The following is a 15,348-nucleotide window of genomic DNA, read 5'->3' as shown; positions in this document are numbered from 1 at the left end:
GCCTCCGTGCTGGAAATCGCCGGGTGTCGCCCTCGTGCACACCATGCGGCTCTGGCAGCAATGCTAACCCGCGTCTGGTTTCTCACGGCGGGCCAGCCACCACATCACGGAAAGTCATACTGCCTAATTGGGCTCGTTGCGCAGTGAGCCGATGGCTGGACAACCGGTTATCGGGTGATTTAGCGAATCAGCCACAAGCACGCGGCGTGCTCGGGCCTGACGCGGGGACGGAAATCGCGCTCGGGTCGTCCAGCGGAGAAATAAAGCGGGGATTTTTCGAAAAACGGTAGACGGTGCAAACAACGAGGGGGCGAAGCTTACCGTGTTCGGGTGTGCGCCGGGAGAGGGCCCGGCGAAATCGGGGCAAATACGCACGAATCTGTGGTAATTCGCGCAATTCTTTTAGATACCGGAACCTGCGGAAAGGCGGCGGCCCGCCCTGGCCGCTTCATCGACACATGGCATAGTGACTGAACCCATCATCACCGGAGGCCGGCATGCGTATCCAGACATCCTTTCTTTTCGACCTCGACGGCACGCTCGTCGACAGCGTCTATCAGCACGTGCTGGCGTGGAAAGAGGCGCTCGACAGCGACGGTATCCCGCTGTCCGTCTGGCGTATCCATCGCAAGATCGGCATGAGCGGTGGGCTGTTCACGGACCAGTTGCTGCGTGAGACCCACGGCGAAATCAGCGTCGAACGCGCCGAGCGGCTGCGCCACGGGCATGCGGCCGCCTATCAGCGGATGCGCGCGCAGGTCTGCCCGCTGCCGGGCGCCCGCGAACTGCTCGCCGCGCTGACGCAAGCCGGCACGCCGTGGGCCGTCGCGACGAGCGGGCGGATGGAAACCGCGTCGCTGAATCTGGCGGCGCTCGGCGTCGATCCCGCCAAGGCGGTCGTCGTCACACGCGACGACGTCAAATACGCGAAGCCCGATCCCGACCTGTTCCTCGCCGCGGCCGAGCGGCTCGGCGTGCCGATCGAGCACACGGTCGTGGTGGGCGACAGCATCTGGGACATGCTCGCCGCGCGCCGCTGCCGCTCGCTCGGCGTCGGCCTGCTGTCGGGCGGCTATGGCACCGAGGAACTCGAGCGCGCGGGAGCGTTGCGCGTCTACGACGATCCGGCCGATCTGCTCGCGCATCTCGATGAGGTGGCGTCGCGGCCGTGAGCCCGGCTTCGCTCAGGGTTTGTTGAGGATCGGCGGCTCAGCCGGGGGCTGAGTGGGTCCCTGAGTTGGTCCCACTTTCGACGATTCGCGCACGAGCTTATCGGTCATCGCCGACGCGACCGGATTCGTACTGCCACGGCCGACACTCGGGCCAGGTCCGGGGCCGTTGTCAGACGGCAGCGGCACGGTGACGCCAGACGGCATCGGCAGCGAGGGGTCGGGTTTCGCCGATTCCTTGACCAGCTGATCCGTCAGCATCGCGGCGACGGGGTTGGCGCCGTTCGGGTGCGTGTCGTCGCGCCGTCGGCCTTGGGTCGTCTGGTCGATGCGCGGCCCGTACTGTGGCCTCGATTGGGCTCTTTGCTGTGCGTACGACTGCTGTCTCGAGCGCTCGCGCGCGACCGCGACCGGATTTCCCGCAGCCGGCGCTGCGTTGTCGATGCGGCCGCTGGCGGTCTGGCCGGAATCGGGCGTGACGCTCGGCGCGGGGGCGGCCGCGGTTGCGGGCAGGGATTGGGCGGGAGCGGGTGCCAGAGATTGCGCCTGAGCCGGTGCCGGTGCCGGAGCAGCCGACTCCGTCCGCGGGGGCGCCGATTGCGGCGTGATCGGGGCGTTGTTCGCGATGTCCGCGCGCGGCGCGGGCGGCGGGCTCGCCGGTTGCGCCGGCCTCATACTGCCGCCAATCGCATGCGCCGCGTCCGTCTGCGGTTGCGATTCCACCGTGCCGGTGACGCTGCGAGTCACCTGACCGGTCACGGCCGGCACCTGATCGTCCCTGGGGTACAGCAGATAGCCGGCGACGCCCGCATCGATCACGAGCAGCCCGACTATCATCATCTTCCCGGTATTCGTCATATCTAAGCAACAACCATTAAACAACTGCGATTGACTGATGATAAACGACCATTTCCCCATCGACGCTTCTCGTCCGCATATTGCGGCGCATCATGATGGTAGATGTCTGATCGGACCTGGCACCGACCGGCGCACGCCTGCCGTTAATAGGCCTTTGCCGGCACGAGGGAAGCGGGCATCTTTTCCGTGTGCCGCGGTTTTCTTGTCGATCAATCAGTCGCGCCGCTTTTGCGCGATAGGTGCCTGCGGGAAAGCGATTTAAGTTGTGCCGCCAATGCCCGGAGCCTGTACTATACGAACCATTGCAGACGACCGGCAGCCACCGTTCGATTATCCGGCGTGTAAATGTGACTTGCAGCGACTGGCTCGCAGTGCACATGCCGGAAGGCCCGCCCGGCTGCGCCATCCGAGACGCGCGAACAGCGTCGATAGCGGCGACGGCAGGCGGTGACCGGAAGCAGCGACAAGAACCCATTGATCATGCGGACCCGCGGGCGAGACATCGACCGGCATACCTTGGGCAGTCGCTTTGCGAAACGCCAGATCTACCAATCGACCGACCGGTCGGTCTCGGGGGCGTTCGCGGCGGCGTGGGAAACACGTGAAGATATGAACAACTTTATTCGACCTCCCGTTTTTTATCCGTCCACGGTGGTTTTCGTCGACGACAACGACAGCTACCTCGACGCGCTTCGCCGGTTTTTTCCGGGCACCTACACGAACCTGTTTTTCACGCGGCCGCAAGCGGCTCTCAACTATATCCGCCAGCACGCGCGCGAGAATTCGCTCGAATTCGCGGCGGCATCGGCGTGTCTGAGCGAGCCGGGCGTCGAGCGCTTCGTCGAAACCTCGGCGGAACGCGATATCGTCGCGCGGCCGTCGCGCTTCGAGGAAGTCGCGGCGGTCGTCGTCGACTACGACATGCCGGGCATCGGCGGCGTCGAATTCCTGTCGTCGATCTCGCATCTGCGTTGCGCAAAGGTGTTGCTCACCGGCGTCGCCGATGAAACCGTCGCGGTGAAAGCGTTCAACGCCGGCATCGTCGACCTGTACCTGCGCAAGACCGACGCGGATTCGGCCAACCGCCTCACCCATTTCCTGAAGGACGCGAAGAGCCGCCATTGCGGGGAGTCGGGCTGGCTCGCGCTCGGCGAAAACGGCATGACCTACTGCGATCCGCGCACCCGCAAGGTGATCGACGAAGTGGTGGCCGCGCAGGGCATCGTCGAGTATTACTGGCGCCCCGAGCAGAACGTGATCCTGATGTTCGACGCCGCCGGCAACCCGAGCATATTCGTCGCGTGGGCGGAGAACGACTGGATCTCGCAGGGTGAAATCGTCGCCGACGAGGGTGGTCCGTCCGACCTGCTGCGCCAGCTCGCCACGCGCGAGGTGATGCCGTTGTTCTGGCCTGACCTCGCGTATCGTTCCGGCATGAAGTTCCGGTCGCTGACGCCGCAAAGCATTCCCGGCTGGGACGACGCGTTCTTCGGCTGGACCCGCATCGAGCCGGGCGAGGTCGGCCTCGATCTGGTCACGTTCGCGCAGTGGCGCGCTGACCGCAATCGCTGAACCGCCCGGTAGCGCACTAGGCGCACCGATTAGTGTCGCTGCGCTAATGACGTGCGCGTTCGCGGAGAAAATCGCATACGGCCTTGTGCATGGCCTGCACGCCGGGGCTCGTTTCAAGCGCGCGCCAGCATCCATGCACGAGCCCCATGCCGATCAGCAGCCGGGCATCTCCACCAGCCTCGCGAATCCGCTCGACGAACACGCGCGCGTCGTCGCGTAGCGGGTCGTGCTCGGCGCCGAATGCCAGCGTCGGCGGCAGTCCGTCGAAGCGGGTTGCGGCGAGCGGAATCGTCCATGCGGGGCCGGGCGTGCGGTCGCCGTTTTCTTCGCGTCTTTCTCCACTGTTTGCCCCGCTGGTCCCCCAGTACGCGTTGCGAAACTTGTGCACGTCCGCGAGCGTCAGCATCGGCGCATCGGCCTCGGTGTCGCGCGCGGGTGATTGCGGCTCGGTGCCGAGCATCGGATAGACCAGCGCGATGCCGCGCACTCCGCTCACGCCGTCGTCGCGCAAGCGCAGCGCGACGCTTGCCGCGAGCGTGCCGCCGGCGCTATCGCCGGCGAGTTGCAATCCGGCGTGGTCGGGCAGATCGAACGGCAGGCGGTTGTTCAACGCGGCGCGCGTGATCTCGAGGCAGTCCTCGTGCGCGGCCGGCGCGCGATGCTCAGGCGCGAGCCGGTAGTCGACCGCGATCACGTCGAGGCCGGTGTCCGCGGCGAGGCGAGCGGTCACCATCTGATGACTGTTCAGCGAGCCGAGCACGAAACCGCCACCATGAAAATACAGCACCGTGCCGCGGATCGCCCCGGATTCGCTTGCTTTCGCTCGATGCCGGTAGAGCCGAAGCGGGATCGCATGGCCCGCGTCGGTGCGAAAGCTTGCGTCCTGGGTGGTGAGTTCGCTGGGCAGGGGTGGCGTCAGCGTGGCAGCGTAGCGGTCGTACAGATCGCGCTGCTCGCGCGGCGTCATCGCCGCGTGATGCGACGGATAGAGCGCACTGGCCCGTTCGATAAACGCGGCGATTTCCGGCTCAAGCATGGTCACTCCGTTCGGGCAGTGTTTCCCGTTGCGTTGCGCAGGGCAATGCGATCACACGTCCGGCGAAACGCGCCGGCGGCAATGCCGCATGGGCTTGCGCGAGTTCATGGATGCGCGCTTCGACGTCCGGATCGAAAGCGACGCCACGCGGTCCGCTGGTATCGACGTGCAGCAGCATCTGCTCGCCAGCGGCGACCGGGCCGCTGCGTTGGCTTTGCGTCGCGTCCAGCGCAAACATTTCGAAGTAGACATGCATACGTTTCGCGTCGTAGCCGAGCACGCGCATGTCGACACGCACCGGCGTGCCTTGTTTGATTTCATGCAGATAGTTGACATGCGCTTCGAGCGTGTAGATCGATCGATGCCGCTCTTTGCGCACCGCATCGTGCAGGCCGATCAGATCGATCAGCTCGTCGGTCGCGAGACTGAAGATCAGCAGGTAGAACGCGTCGCGCATGTGGCCGTTGTAGTCGACCCATTCGGCGCGCACGCTGTCGCGGTAAGACGGCAGGGCAACGGGATACGACATGAGCGTCTATCTCCTCGATCGAATGCGATGGCTGGGGCGCGTCGTTTTGGCGTTATCAGTGTAGTTCATCGCGATGCCGCCGCGCCGGAACGCGTTGGCCTCGAATTGTGGTCGCTATGGCAACAGTGAATTCATGGTTCAGGGCTTACTGCGTGGCCTGACCGCCTCCTAAACTGGCTTCGCTGCTGCGGATGGCCGATGGCCGATGATCGCACGAGGCTCCGCGGCAATCGGATGAAGCCGTCTCTGGAGGTTGGAAATCATGAAGTCCATCAGGTCGCTGATCGAAGCAGCGGTTATCGCCGCTGTCATTTCCGTGCCGTTCGCGGCGTTTGCGCAGTCGAATCAGGCCAATCAGCCGCCCTCGCGCGCACAGGCGCACGATCCGTCCAACCCGAATGCGATCGACTATCCGGCCCATCTCCAGGCGGCTAAAGCAAAGGTCGCGGCGCAAAACCAGGCAGCCCAGAATCGCGGCTACGGTGCGCCGTCGAATGGTTCGTCGCAGCGCAGCGGCCGGACCGATTTCGCGCCGACTTCGTATTCCGTGCCGGTGGTGAATTACACGCGTTGATTACGCCGGGTTCCCATCAAATCCGTATCAACACCGCCCCGAACGTCACGAGCACACACGCCACGATGCGTCGCGCGGTGAGCTTCTCGCGCATGAAGATGCAGCCGATCAACACCGCGAAGATCGAACTCAACTCGCGCAACGCGGAAACCATCGCGATCGGCAGATAGCGGTACGCCTCGATGATCAGGCAATACGCGCCGAGCGCGATCACGCCCGACGCGATGCCCTTCACCACCACCGCGCGGCCGATGAACAGCCCCTTTGCGCCGCCGCGCCAATGCCACGCAAGCAGAAACTGCGGAATGTTCCAGACCAGGTAGACCCACATGATGTAGCTGAGGCCATTGCCCGCGAGGCGCGCGCCGACGCCGTCGACGACCGAGTACGTCGCGATGAACAGCCCCGTCAGCAGCGCGAACGGCACGCTCTCGCCGGAAAAGCGCATGCCCCGCCGGAACGCGAGCGAGACGATGCCGCACGACACGAGCGCGACGCCGAGCGCGGCGAGCGGCTTCAGCACTTCGCCCGCGAAGACGAGCGCGCCGACGAACACCAGCATCGGCGAAAGACCGCGCGCGATCGGATAGATCTGGCCGAAATCGCCGCTTTTATATGCGCGAATCAGCGCGAGCAGATAGCCCCATTCGAGCACCGCCGACGCAACGATATACGGCCACGCGGCCGGCGCCGGCAGCGGCAGCACCAGCACGCCGATCGAGCTGACCGCGAGATACGGCATCGCCATCATGCCGAGCAGCCAGACGCGGTCTTCGGACACATGCAAGAACGCGTTCCAGGTTGCGTGAAGCAGTGCGGAGAACAGCACCAGCAGGACGACAAAGGGTTCCATCGACAGCGGGATCGGACGAAGAGAGCAAGGAAAGACCGCAGGGCGGTCGCGAGCCCGTGATTATTCCAGCAGAGCGCGGGAATGGCGGAGTGGATGACCGATGCGCAGGGGCTTTGTGGCAGGAAAACGGCGTTTTACGGCGCGCAGCATCGAGTGCAGATGACGCGGCAAAAAAGAAACGGGCGAAGCGGCAGCGCGCTTCGCCCGTGCTGTTCGTTTTGAATCGACCGGTCCGTGTCCCGCGCGCGCCGTACTCAGATCACCCGCTCACGCAGCCACGCCGAGCCGAGATCGATCACGGTCACGACGACGATCACCATGATCATCACGGCGGCCGTCTGCGCATAGTTGAACGAGCGGATCGCCTCGTACAGCACGACGCCGATGCCGCCCGCGCCGACCATGCCGACCACCATCGCCGAGCGCACGTTCGACTCGAAGCGATACAGCGCGTACGAAATCCACAGCGGCAGAACTTGCGGCAACACCGCATAGACGATTTCGTCGAGGCGCGTCGCGCCGGTTGCGCGCACGCCTTCGGCCGGGCGCGGATCGATTGCCTCGACCGCTTCGGCGAACAGCTTGGCGAGCACGCCCGTGGTATGCACCCACAGCGCGAGCACGCCGGCGAACGGCCCGAGGCCGACCGCGACGATGAACAGCATCGCGAAGACAATTTCATTGATCGCGCGGCACGCGTCCATCAGGCGGCGCACCGGTTGCAGTACCCATTGCGGCGCGAGATTGTGCGAGGACATCAGGCCAAAAGGCACCGCGCAGACGAGCGAAAGCGCGGTACCCCAGATCGCGACCGCCAGCGTCACGTACATCTCGTGCACGTAGGTGCGCCACTCGGTGAAGTCGGGCGGAAAGAAGTCCGCCGCGAACTCGCCCATGTTGGCGGAGTCGCTGAGCAGATCGAGCGGACGCATGTCGGCGCCGTGCCAAGCGCCGCCGAGCACCGCGAGCACCGCGATCCAGCCGAGCAACGACCACCAGCCGCGCTTGCCGGCACGAACTTTTGCTTGCGCCGCCTGCGCGGCGGCCGCTTCGCTCGGGCGCGCCGGCGACACGATCAGATCGGCCGTGTTCATTGCTTCGGCTGTGCGGCGCCGAGCGCGCTCAGCTTCGCGTCGAGCGCGGCCAATTGCGTCTTGCGGTCGCTATCGGACAGATGCGTATCGTTCTCGATCTTCTGCTTTTGCTGGAACAGCACGATCTGGCGGATCGGCAGCAGTTGCTGATCCGACGATGCCGAGAAGCCGCTGTATCCGGTGATGGCGGCCATCACCGCTTTTTCGTGCGGATCGGTCTTCGCGTAGTTCAGGAAGAATGTGCGCAGCTTGTCCTTCGTCGCTTGAGGCAGATCCTTGCGCCACACGAGCGGGTCCGACGGAATCAGCGGCGAGGTCCACAACACCCGCACCTGCGCGAACTTGTCCGGATGCTGTTGCTTGAGCGTGTCCATCATCTCGCTGTTGTTGGTCGCGATGTCGATCTTGTTGTTGACGACGGCCAGAAGATTCGCCTCATGGCTCGACGGCAGCACGGTCTTGAACGACGTCTTGACCGGCGCATTGTGCTTCGCGAACAGGTAGTAGCCCGGCACCAGCGTGCCCGAGGTCGAGTTCGGATCGCCGAAGCCGAGCGTGACGCTCTTCGTGTCCTTGAACACGTCGTCGAGCGTCTTGAAGCGGCTGTTCACATTGGTGATCAGCAGCGAGTAGTAGCCACTTTGGCCGTCCGCGTGCTCGACTTTCGCAAATACTTCGCCATTCGAACGATCGACCGCTTCGATCGCCGACGCATTGCCGAAATAGCCGACCTGCACCTTGTTGAAGCGCATGCCTTCGATGATGCCCGCGTAATCGGTCGCGAAGAACGCCTTCACGTCCAGTCCGGTCTGTTTCTTCATGTCATCGATCAGCGGTTCCCAGCGTTGCTTGAGCACCGCCGACGAATCGGTCGAGATGATGCCGAGGTTGATGTCCTCGGCGTGGGCCGCGGCGACACAGGTGAAAGCGGCAGCGCCGGCCGCGAGCGTGATCAGGGAGCGCAGGAGTTTCATCGGTTGAGGTCCGGTTGAGTGGATGGAGAGCAACAACAGCGCGCGACGGCGTGCGCGGTTCAGTTCGACGGCGCGGCGTTCAGCGCGAATGCGTAGCGCGCGGCGGCGGGGCCGGTGTCCGGCCGCGCGGGCGCGGCGGGGGTGTCGGGCGCGTCATGAGTGTCGTCGGCGTCGTGCGCCGCGTCGTCGAACAGTTCGCGCGCATCGTCGCCGTAGAGTTTCTTTAGCCGCGCCGGCGTGAGCGCATTGGAAGGGCCGTCGTAGACCACCTTGCCGCGACGCAGTGCGACCGTGCGCGGGCAGTACTGCATCGCGATGTCGACCTGGTGCAGCGACACCAATACCGTGATCCGATGCTCGACGTTCAGCGCTTGCAGCATGTCCATCACGCGACGCGACGACTCGGGATCGAGCGACGCGATCGGCTCGTCGGCGAGCACGATTTGCGCGCGCTGCACCAGCGCCCGCGCGAGCGCGGCCCGTTGCTGCTGACCGCCCGACAGGTTCGACGCCCGCTCGCGCGCATGCTCGCCGATGCCGACCTCGTGCAGCGCGGCCAGCGACAACGCGCGCTCCGCACGAGGGAAGCGGCCGGAGAGACGCCGCCACCACGGCAGGCGCGCGAGCGCGCCGATCAGCACGTTGGTTTCGACCGACAGCCGGTTCACCAGATTGAACTGCTGGAACACGAAGCCGATGTCGCGGCGAATGCTGCGCACTTCACGCACGATGCGGCCGTTCTGCTGGATCGGCCGGCCGAGAATCTCGATCTGCGACGGCTGCGCGTCCGACGCGGTAAAGCCCGCGATATGCCGCAGCAACGTCGATTTTCCCGAGCCCGACGCGCCGATCAGCGCGACCATTTCACCGGGCGCGACGCGCAGATCGATTTCGTCGAGCGCTTTGCGGCCGTTGCCGAACGTTTTGCTCAAACGTTCGATTCGAATAGCTTCCCGGATAGCTTCCATCTGTATTCCCTCGATGCATCCGGACACTGCCGGCATGTGTGAGGCTCATTCTAGAAAGCGACTGTGACGGTTGAGTGAAGGCATCGCAACGTCTAGACGACTACATGTTTCTGTGTCGAATTTCCGCGGTGTCATGTGTCGTCAGGATGGCAGAACTAAGTCAGCTTGAAGTCAATGATTTGAACGGAGAGTGACATACGGATGACATGATTCGCGTGCATACGGGCGCACTCGCTGGTGTTGACTCTTGGCGTGGCACGGCAACACTGCGTCGTTTGCCGTCGTGCTCGATGCTCCCGGTACACGGGTCGCGCCGTCATGGCGGCTCCTTTTGATTGGAGCTTTTCACGGCCCTTGGCTCGACGCCACCAACGAGCTTCCGAGCCGGCGGCTCTAAGCAGACGGCACGGCGGTGCTTCTCGCGGACGCGGCGCGAGGCGTGAACGACAGAGTGGCCGTTACGAATCCGTCCTCAACGAAGCACTGACTGCGTTCAATCTCTGACGATAAAGGCGATTCAATGTTGCCATTCTTTCATCCTGCGCCAGCAGGAATATGCAATAGAAATCGAGATACCCGACACAGTCGTAAATAGTTGTCAAAACGGGCTTATCCCGAATTAATGCGGTTGACCGTGGTCCGTTTCGATGGTCAATTCTCGTAGCGTCGCCTGAAAACTGTCGAGGAGTGCAATGGAACAACTGAAACAGCAAAGCAGTGGGACGGATTGGACGGTCGAGGAAGAATGCGACCTTTGCCGTATCACCTATTCGATCTACTCAAACTTCCCGCCGATGCCGCACGCACAGGCCCTGAACGCCGAAACCGGCGAGTTCTTTCCGTTTGACAGGGTTCGCAAGATGAAATCCGGTTACGCCATGGCCGAAGCTTTGGGTTACGCATGGGCGTGCAACTGTCGTGGACGCGCACAGATGCGTTTCGATGAGCAGTTCACGCTTCGAGACGACAACGCACAACCGCTCGCGAATGTCCGCTATCGCGTGCGTACTGGCTCGACCGTGCTAGCTAGCGGCGTAACGGATTGGAGTGGGCGCACGCACCGGATAGTGACGAATGGTAGCCGGGCGTTAAGGCTTGAGGTGGCCCATTGAACAGTAGGTGAGTATGTTTGATCGACTCCTGGCGGATGGGGACCGCACTTCCACGGGCAGCGTTACGTCGCTCGATGAGGCTGGCTGCGCGCTCGCGGACTTACGACTACCAGATCGTCGTTGACGGCGAACTGATGTAACAGGAACGACAAACGCGCTCGGGCAAACCGAGCGTGTCACTACATCACAAGCATCAAACTGAATTTCGAAAAATAGATATGTCAGAGAATACAGAATGGACCGTTGTTCACGACACGGCAGTAACAAACACAAACCCTGATTCGAACATCGCTGTTACTCTCGATCCGACGCCGATTTGTTCGAATATGAGTAACAAAGAGTTTCGCGATTCAATCATTAAATCGCGAGACGAGGCCGTTGATTTGATTAAAGCACGAATCGCAGCATTAGCGAAATGAGATGCAAGCGAGCAGGATCGTGCAAAAAAATGGTTCGGCCGAGCCGACGAAGCTACGTATGGCATATTGCAAGCAGGATTACCAAGGCTTCTACAAGTTATGCAGAATTTAAAGCCAGAAAATATCGTTCGCTGGGACAAGCAAAAACAACGTAACGTCACTTGCACCGTCTTTCCAGATAACGGCGCAACCGATGCTTCGGTCTGTAAGCCCGACTCAGCAAGGCGCATCATTGCGATATACCCACATTTTTGCACTTCGCCACGTTCGCAACTGTGGCACGGTTGCCAAGTCTTGACGCTGATTCACGAATGCACCCATTTCACTGATGTATTCGATTCAACCGATGATATGTACGGTGTCACCATTGGACTTTCATTCTGGGCGCAAGATAATCCAGCCAAAGCTATCCGGAATGCAGACAGTTTGGCGTGTTACGTAGGATTCAAGGACTAAGGAAATTTCGTGCTAAAAAAGAATTCTCTCTTCCTGATAGTCTTCTATCTCCTGGTTTTTTACTTTTTTTCCGCCGCAGGTGGTGCAAGTGCGTGCACCGTTTCAGAGGATATGACAAGTAGCTTGCCTCTCGATTCCGCGGAAATTTCAAATATAGATCGCATGAAGATTGCGAACATGGTGCTTGCTGCGAGGCTATGGCCGAACGTCGAAATTAGAGGCATTGTCTACGCGGGCGGGTATGTGAAGGAGAGCAGCCCGAAGGCTATAGCAGAAAAGCGAGCAGCGATCCTTAAGAGCTATCTGGTCCAACTTGGCATAAAAGAAGGAAATATTTGGGTTGATACGAGACTCATCAAGGAACCCGATATTGATGACAAAGGCAACGCGACGCTCGATCAGATATCAGTAACGCTTGTCCCGATATGTGAAGGCGGATGCGAACGACTATGTGACGATCCGCGCGTGACACCAACTACAAAAGTTATCAAGTAGGGAACTACCCCCCGCTTCGGCGGGGCTTTCATTTGGGCGGTGCGTCGTGGCAGACCGGACGCCATGTCACGCGACGAACCGGCACCACCACTACGCATAGGCCATGTCGCCGATGAACTCGATGCCGGTCAGCACGAAGCCGTTCGACCCCATCCAGCTCAGTTCAACACGAGCAACGGGCAGGGGTTGTGCGTCTGCCGCGCCGGATGGCTGGAAGTTCGCGAGCTTGCTGGTCCGCTTGTACTGCGCGGACTGTTCGTGATTGATGGCGAGATCACCGGTAACCGGCTCGGCTGCTTCGATGTCGCGCTTGCGCCGCTCCTTGCCGCGTTCCCGCATTGGTACGGCTTGTACTCTCATGGGCTTTGCAATGGCTAACTCTGCAAAGCCCATAGGGTTCCAGCAGGCGTTCTGACGCACAAAAATGCGTGCCTGCTCCTGTGCGAACCGCTGCTATGGGTCAGGTGAGTACCCCTCTCAAACGCAAGTCAGAATAGGCCGATGCCCGTTGCGGCACCGGTCTGTATGATGATCGGTCAGCCAGTTGCTTTGATGACTGGCTGGTCTCGCGAATTGCATTGCCTTTGCCGCCTCTTTGAGGCGGTTTTTTTGGGGGGGAACGCGCCAGGGGCATTAGCGAGGCCCGATGTTTTGCGCGACTGACGCGCGCAGCGCCGCGCGTGCGTACGGAGTAACGCAAGCGCTTCGTCATACGAACGTGCGCCATCAAGTGGGAGATACCCCGCGAACGCGTCTCCGTCGCCTACAAGCAGCCCGTCGAACCGTCCCATTCTGTCGCGATAGACGATCACGGCTGGACGCTGCCTGCCCGTTACTGCGAGTACTGCCGCTACGACAGCCTCGGCCGCATTGGTCACGCTGCGGCAATCGGGCGTGTCCAGATCGTGAGTGACGGGTACGCCTGCGACGAGGCCGAGCAACGCTAAGTCAGTACGTTGCGCGCCATTGCCAGAGCACTGGACCTCGACGTCTTGCTGCTCGTCATGGGACGAGCAACAGCATGGCCACTGCGCACCTTTCCCGACACGCTTGGTGTCGATGTCGACGAATCCAAAGCGTTCGCCATCTGCGTCTACCGTTTGCATCTGCCCATCTCTTTCTAAAAATCGCGGCACGACCCACCCATCTGCGACACCCAACCACTCATCGCCGCGGCGCCAGACTCGATCTTGCGCCACTGCCAATGCGCTGGGCGCCCGCGCGTACTGACATGCAGCCAGGCTATAGTGCGACTTTTCCGGCCGCCCTTAAAAATCCCGACACCCCGGTCACGCCGTCATGCCGACTCCTTTGAGCTTCCTTCCGGACAGTTTTGCCGAATATGAAGATCTCAAGTCAATCCTCGACCAGGGCAAGGCGAGCTTCGAAATCCGCGCGATCTGCGAAACCGAAGTACGCGGCCGGCGCTTTTCCATCTACACCGCAAGCATCGGTTCATCCGATCCGCTCGCGCCGGCCATTGGCTTTTTCGGCGGCATTCACGGGCTCGAGCGAATCGGCTCGCAACTCGTGCTCGACTATATGCGCTCGCTGCTCGCGCGGCTCGAATGGGACGAACTGCTGGTGCGTGAATTGCAGTCCATCCGGTTGATCTTTTTACCAATCGCAAATCCCGGCGGCATGTGGGCTGCGACGCGCGCCAATCCGCGCGGTGTCGACCTGATGCGCAACGCACCGCAAAACGCCGACGCTCGTGTGCCTCTGCTTGCGGGCGGCCAGCGTGTCGGCGCGTGGTTGCCCTGGTATCGCGGCCGCGCGGGCGAGCCGATGGAAGTCGAGGCGGCCGCGCTGCTGCAAGTAGTGGAAACGCAACTCGCCGCGCGGCCGCTGAGCATCGCGCTCGATTGCCATTCCGGCTACGGCTGGAGCGACAGCATCTGGTTTCCGTACGCGCGAACCCGCCAACAGATGCCGCATCTGCCCGAAATGTACATGCTGAAGAGCATGTTCGAACACGCGCATCCGCATCACGGCTACACGTTCGAGCCGCAAAGCCATCAGTATCTGCTGCACGGCGATCTGTGGGACTACGCGTACGACCGTACGCCGGTGCCGAACATCTTCCTGCCGATGACGCTCGAACTCGGTTCGTGGCTGTGGATCAAGAAAAACCCGCGCCAGTTGTTTTCGCGGCAGGGTATGTTCAATCCGGTCATGGAGCATCGCACCGCGCGCGTGCTGCGGCGGCACGCGAACCTGTTCGACTTCCTCGCGCGCGCGGCGTTTTCGTCGCAGCGCTGGCTGCCGCAAGGCAACCAGCGCGAGCGGTTGCTGCAAAGCGCGCTCGACCACTGGTACAGGCCGGATCGCGAATGAGCACATGGATCCTGCTGCGCGGACTGACGCGCGAAACGCGGCATTGGGGGCGCCTGCCGGCGGCGTTGCGCGAAACCCTGAGCCAGATCCCGGACGATAGCTTGTCCGATCCGACGACAACCGCAACTTCCACCGCAACGACCGCGACCGGCGTCCGTTTGCTGCTGCTCGATCTGCCCGGCAACGGTGAATACGTGCGGCGGCGCGCGCCCGCGAGCGTCACGGGCATCGTCGCCTTCGTGCGGCAGGCGGCGCGCGAAACGGGCGTGCCGGGCCCCTACAACGTGATCGCGATGTCGCTCGGCGGCATGGTCGCGACCGACTGGGCGCAGCGTCATCCCGGCGAAATCGAACGGCTGGTGCTGATCAATACGAGCATGCGGCCATTCAGCCGCATGCATGAGCGGCTGCGGCCGTCGGCGTGGCTGGGTCTGCTCGGCGTCGCCGCCCACTGGAGCGATGCGGCCGATGCCGAGAGCGGCATCCATCGCCTCACGTGCAACAACCTCGACACCTTGGGCGCGGATCTCGCCGCTTGGACCACGATCCGCCGCAGCGCACCGGTGAGCCGCGCGAATGCGCTGCGGCAATTGTGGGCGGCCGCCCGCTTTAGCGCGGCGCCCGCCGCGCCGGGGTGTGCAGTGCTGATTTTGTCGTCGGCGGCCGATGGGCTCGTGAACCCGGTCTGTTCGGCGAAGCTCGCGGCGGCGTGGGGCGCGCCGCATCGCGAGCATCCGTGGGCCGGCCACGATCTGCCGCATGACGATCCCGCGTGGACCGCCGCGCAGATTCGCGCGTGGCTCACTCGGCGTGCCGAAGACAGCGATGCGGCGGCGCCGGGACCCGCACCGGCCAGGTCCGCGCGTTGAGCCGCGCACGGCATTGCCGCGCCGCAGCGACGC

16 protein-coding genes and 1 pseudogene are annotated in these 15,348 nt (G+C 62.6%); 8 read left to right on the top strand and 9 right to left on the bottom strand.

All coding sequences use genetic code 11. The features are described from left to right. Positions 1 to 497 precede the first annotated feature (497 nt). Positions 498 to 1,172 carry an HAD family hydrolase gene (locus ACLFKU_RS14095; protein ID WP_410849495.1) on the top strand — a complete coding sequence of 225 codons (675 nt, stop codon included), beginning with the start codon at positions 498 to 500 and terminating at the stop codon, positions 1,170 to 1,172. A 12-nt stretch (positions 1,173 to 1,184) separates the two neighbouring features. Here ACLFKU_RS14095 and ACLFKU_RS14090 read toward each other — a convergent pair whose 3' ends face one another. Next, the gene (locus tag ACLFKU_RS14090; RefSeq protein WP_410849494.1) at positions 1,185 to 2,009 is read right to left on the bottom strand and encodes a hypothetical protein; all 825 of its coding nucleotides are present in this window, start codon (positions 2,007 to 2,009) and stop codon (positions 1,185 to 1,187) included. A gap of 627 nt (positions 2,010 to 2,636) precedes the next feature. On the opposite strand from ACLFKU_RS14090, the gene ACLFKU_RS14085 reads away from it, so the two are divergent. Further along, complete coding sequence (locus ACLFKU_RS14085) at positions 2,637 to 3,599, top strand: response regulator (RefSeq protein WP_368582307.1); 963 nt, start codon at positions 2,637 to 2,639, stop codon at positions 3,597 to 3,599. Positions 3,600 to 3,642: 43 nt separating this feature from the next. On the opposite strand, the gene ACLFKU_RS14080 is transcribed toward ACLFKU_RS14085, so the two are convergent. Continuing rightward, positions 3,643 to 4,635: an alpha/beta hydrolase gene (locus ACLFKU_RS14080; RefSeq protein ID WP_410849493.1), complete on the bottom strand. Its 993-nt coding sequence runs from the start codon at positions 4,633 to 4,635 to the stop codon at positions 3,643 to 3,645. Further along, positions 4,628 to 5,164: a thioesterase family protein gene (locus tag ACLFKU_RS14075; protein ID WP_410849492.1), complete on the bottom strand. Its 537-nt coding sequence runs from the start codon at positions 5,162 to 5,164 to the stop codon at positions 4,628 to 4,630. The genes ACLFKU_RS14080 and ACLFKU_RS14075 overlap by 8 nt, the downstream gene beginning before the upstream one ends. Before the next feature lie 262 nt (positions 5,165 to 5,426). Here ACLFKU_RS14075 and ACLFKU_RS14070 point away from each other — a divergent pair, with 262 nt between their 5' ends. Next, on the top strand, positions 5,427 to 5,738 hold the full coding sequence (locus tag ACLFKU_RS14070) for a hypothetical protein (protein WP_410849491.1): 312 nt from the start codon (positions 5,427 to 5,429) through the stop codon (positions 5,736 to 5,738). A 16-nt stretch (positions 5,739 to 5,754) separates the two neighbouring features. Here ACLFKU_RS14070 and ACLFKU_RS14065 read toward each other — a convergent pair whose 3' ends face one another. The 4 genes from ACLFKU_RS14065 to phnC form a co-directional block, all read right to left on the bottom strand. Then, positions 5,755 to 6,591, bottom strand: coding sequence for an EamA family transporter (locus ACLFKU_RS14065; RefSeq protein ID WP_410849490.1), 837 nt, complete (start codon positions 6,589 to 6,591; stop codon positions 5,755 to 5,757). A 254-nt stretch (positions 6,592 to 6,845) separates the two neighbouring features. After that, on the bottom strand, positions 6,846 to 7,685 hold the full coding sequence (gene phnE, locus ACLFKU_RS14060; RefSeq protein ID WP_410849489.1) for a phosphonate ABC transporter, permease protein PhnE: 840 nt from the start codon (positions 7,683 to 7,685) through the stop codon (positions 6,846 to 6,848). After that, a complete protein-coding gene (gene phnD / locus ACLFKU_RS14055; RefSeq protein WP_410849488.1) occupies positions 7,682 to 8,659 on the bottom strand; it encodes a phosphonate ABC transporter substrate-binding protein in 978 nt (325 codons plus the stop codon). Before phnD ends, phnE begins: the two co-directional genes overlap by 4 nt. A 59-nt stretch (positions 8,660 to 8,718) precedes the next feature. Beyond that, positions 8,719 to 9,627, bottom strand: a complete 909-nt coding sequence (gene phnC, locus ACLFKU_RS14050; protein WP_410849487.1) for a phosphonate ABC transporter ATP-binding protein — start codon at positions 9,625 to 9,627, stop codon at positions 8,719 to 8,721. A gap of 692 nt (positions 9,628 to 10,319) precedes the next feature. On the opposite strand from phnC, the gene ACLFKU_RS14045 reads away from it, so the two are divergent. The 3 genes and pseudogenes from ACLFKU_RS14045 to ACLFKU_RS14035 all read left to right on the top strand — a co-directional run bounded on the left by ACLFKU_RS14045 (position 10,320) and on the right by ACLFKU_RS14035 (position 12,109). Next, positions 10,320 to 10,739 (top strand): hypothetical protein, encoded by a 420-nt coding sequence (locus tag ACLFKU_RS14045; RefSeq protein ID WP_410849486.1) that lies wholly within the window; start codon positions 10,320 to 10,322, stop codon positions 10,737 to 10,739. A 434-nt stretch (positions 10,740 to 11,173) separates the two neighbouring features. Then, positions 11,174 to 11,614 (top strand): annotated as a pseudogene (locus tag ACLFKU_RS14040) (M35 family metallo-endopeptidase); the annotation flags it as partial. Positions 11,615 to 11,623: 9 nt separating this feature from the next. Then, on the top strand, positions 11,624 to 12,109 hold the full coding sequence (locus ACLFKU_RS14035; protein ID WP_410849485.1) for a hypothetical protein: 486 nt from the start codon (positions 11,624 to 11,626) through the stop codon (positions 12,107 to 12,109). A 90-nt stretch (positions 12,110 to 12,199) separates the two neighbouring features. Here the strand turns inward: ACLFKU_RS14035 and ACLFKU_RS14030 are convergent, their stop codons facing one another. Beyond that, the gene (locus ACLFKU_RS14030; protein WP_410849484.1) at positions 12,200 to 12,469 is read right to left on the bottom strand and encodes a hypothetical protein; all 270 of its coding nucleotides are present in this window, start codon (positions 12,467 to 12,469) and stop codon (positions 12,200 to 12,202) included. Positions 12,470 to 12,645: 176 nt separating this feature from the next. Further along, entirely contained in the window at positions 12,646 to 13,215 is a 570-nt protein-coding gene (locus tag ACLFKU_RS14025) for a hypothetical protein (RefSeq protein ID WP_410849483.1), read from the bottom strand. A 193-nt stretch (positions 13,216 to 13,408) separates the two neighbouring features. Here ACLFKU_RS14025 and ACLFKU_RS14020 point away from each other — a divergent pair, with 193 nt between their 5' ends. Beyond that, positions 13,409 to 14,446 (top strand): M14 family zinc carboxypeptidase, encoded by a 1,038-nt coding sequence (locus tag ACLFKU_RS14020; protein ID WP_368582318.1) that lies wholly within the window; start codon positions 13,409 to 13,411, stop codon positions 14,444 to 14,446. Further along, entirely contained in the window at positions 14,443 to 15,315 is an 873-nt protein-coding gene (locus ACLFKU_RS14015; protein ID WP_410849482.1) for an alpha/beta fold hydrolase, read from the top strand. The genes ACLFKU_RS14020 and ACLFKU_RS14015 overlap by 4 nt, the downstream gene beginning before the upstream one ends. Positions 15,316 to 15,348: the final 33 nt, after the last annotated feature.

Origin of the sequence: Paraburkholderia sp. EG304, from assembly GCF_046543485.1 — a bacterium.
Taxonomy (GTDB): Bacteria; Pseudomonadota; Gammaproteobacteria; order Burkholderiales; family Burkholderiaceae; genus Paraburkholderia; species Paraburkholderia youngii.
This window is presented reverse-complemented; position numbering and strand designations above follow the sequence as displayed.

Coding starts and splice junctions, on each gene's coding strand:
- ACLFKU_RS14095 (WP_410849495.1), top strand. CDS start 498: ATGCGTATCCAGACATCCTTTCTTTTCGACCTCGACGGCACGCTCGTC.
- ACLFKU_RS14090 (WP_410849494.1), bottom strand. CDS start 2,009: ATGATGATAGTCGGGCTGCTCGTGATCGATGCGGGCGTCGCCGGCTAT.
- ACLFKU_RS14085 (WP_368582307.1), top strand. CDS start 2,637: ATGAACAACTTTATTCGACCTCCCGTTTTTTATCCGTCCACGGTGGTT.
- ACLFKU_RS14080 (WP_410849493.1), bottom strand. CDS start 4,635: ATGCTTGAGCCGGAAATCGCCGCGTTTATCGAACGGGCCAGTGCGCTC.
- ACLFKU_RS14075 (WP_410849492.1), bottom strand. CDS start 5,164: ATGTCGTATCCCGTTGCCCTGCCGTCTTACCGCGACAGCGTGCGCGCC.
- ACLFKU_RS14070 (WP_410849491.1), top strand. CDS start 5,427: ATGAAGTCCATCAGGTCGCTGATCGAAGCAGCGGTTATCGCCGCTGTC.
- ACLFKU_RS14065 (WP_410849490.1), bottom strand. CDS start 6,591: ATGGAACCCTTTGTCGTCCTGCTGGTGCTGTTCTCCGCACTGCTTCAC.
- phnE (WP_410849489.1), bottom strand. CDS start 7,685: ATGAACACGGCCGATCTGATCGTGTCGCCGGCGCGCCCGAGCGAAGCG.
- phnD (WP_410849488.1), bottom strand. CDS start 8,659: ATGAAACTCCTGCGCTCCCTGATCACGCTCGCGGCCGGCGCTGCCGCT.
- phnC (WP_410849487.1), bottom strand. CDS start 9,627: ATGGAAGCTATCCGGGAAGCTATTCGAATCGAACGTTTGAGCAAAACG.
- ACLFKU_RS14045 (WP_410849486.1), top strand. CDS start 10,320: ATGGAACAACTGAAACAGCAAAGCAGTGGGACGGATTGGACGGTCGAG.
- ACLFKU_RS14030 (WP_410849484.1), bottom strand. CDS start 12,469: ATGAGAGTACAAGCCGTACCAATGCGGGAACGCGGCAAGGAGCGGCGC.
- ACLFKU_RS14025 (WP_410849483.1), bottom strand. CDS start 13,215: ATGCAAACGGTAGACGCAGATGGCGAACGCTTTGGATTCGTCGACATC.
- ACLFKU_RS14020 (WP_368582318.1), top strand. CDS start 13,409: ATGCCGACTCCTTTGAGCTTCCTTCCGGACAGTTTTGCCGAATATGAA.
- ACLFKU_RS14015 (WP_410849482.1), top strand. CDS start 14,443: ATGAGCACATGGATCCTGCTGCGCGGACTGACGCGCGAAACGCGGCAT.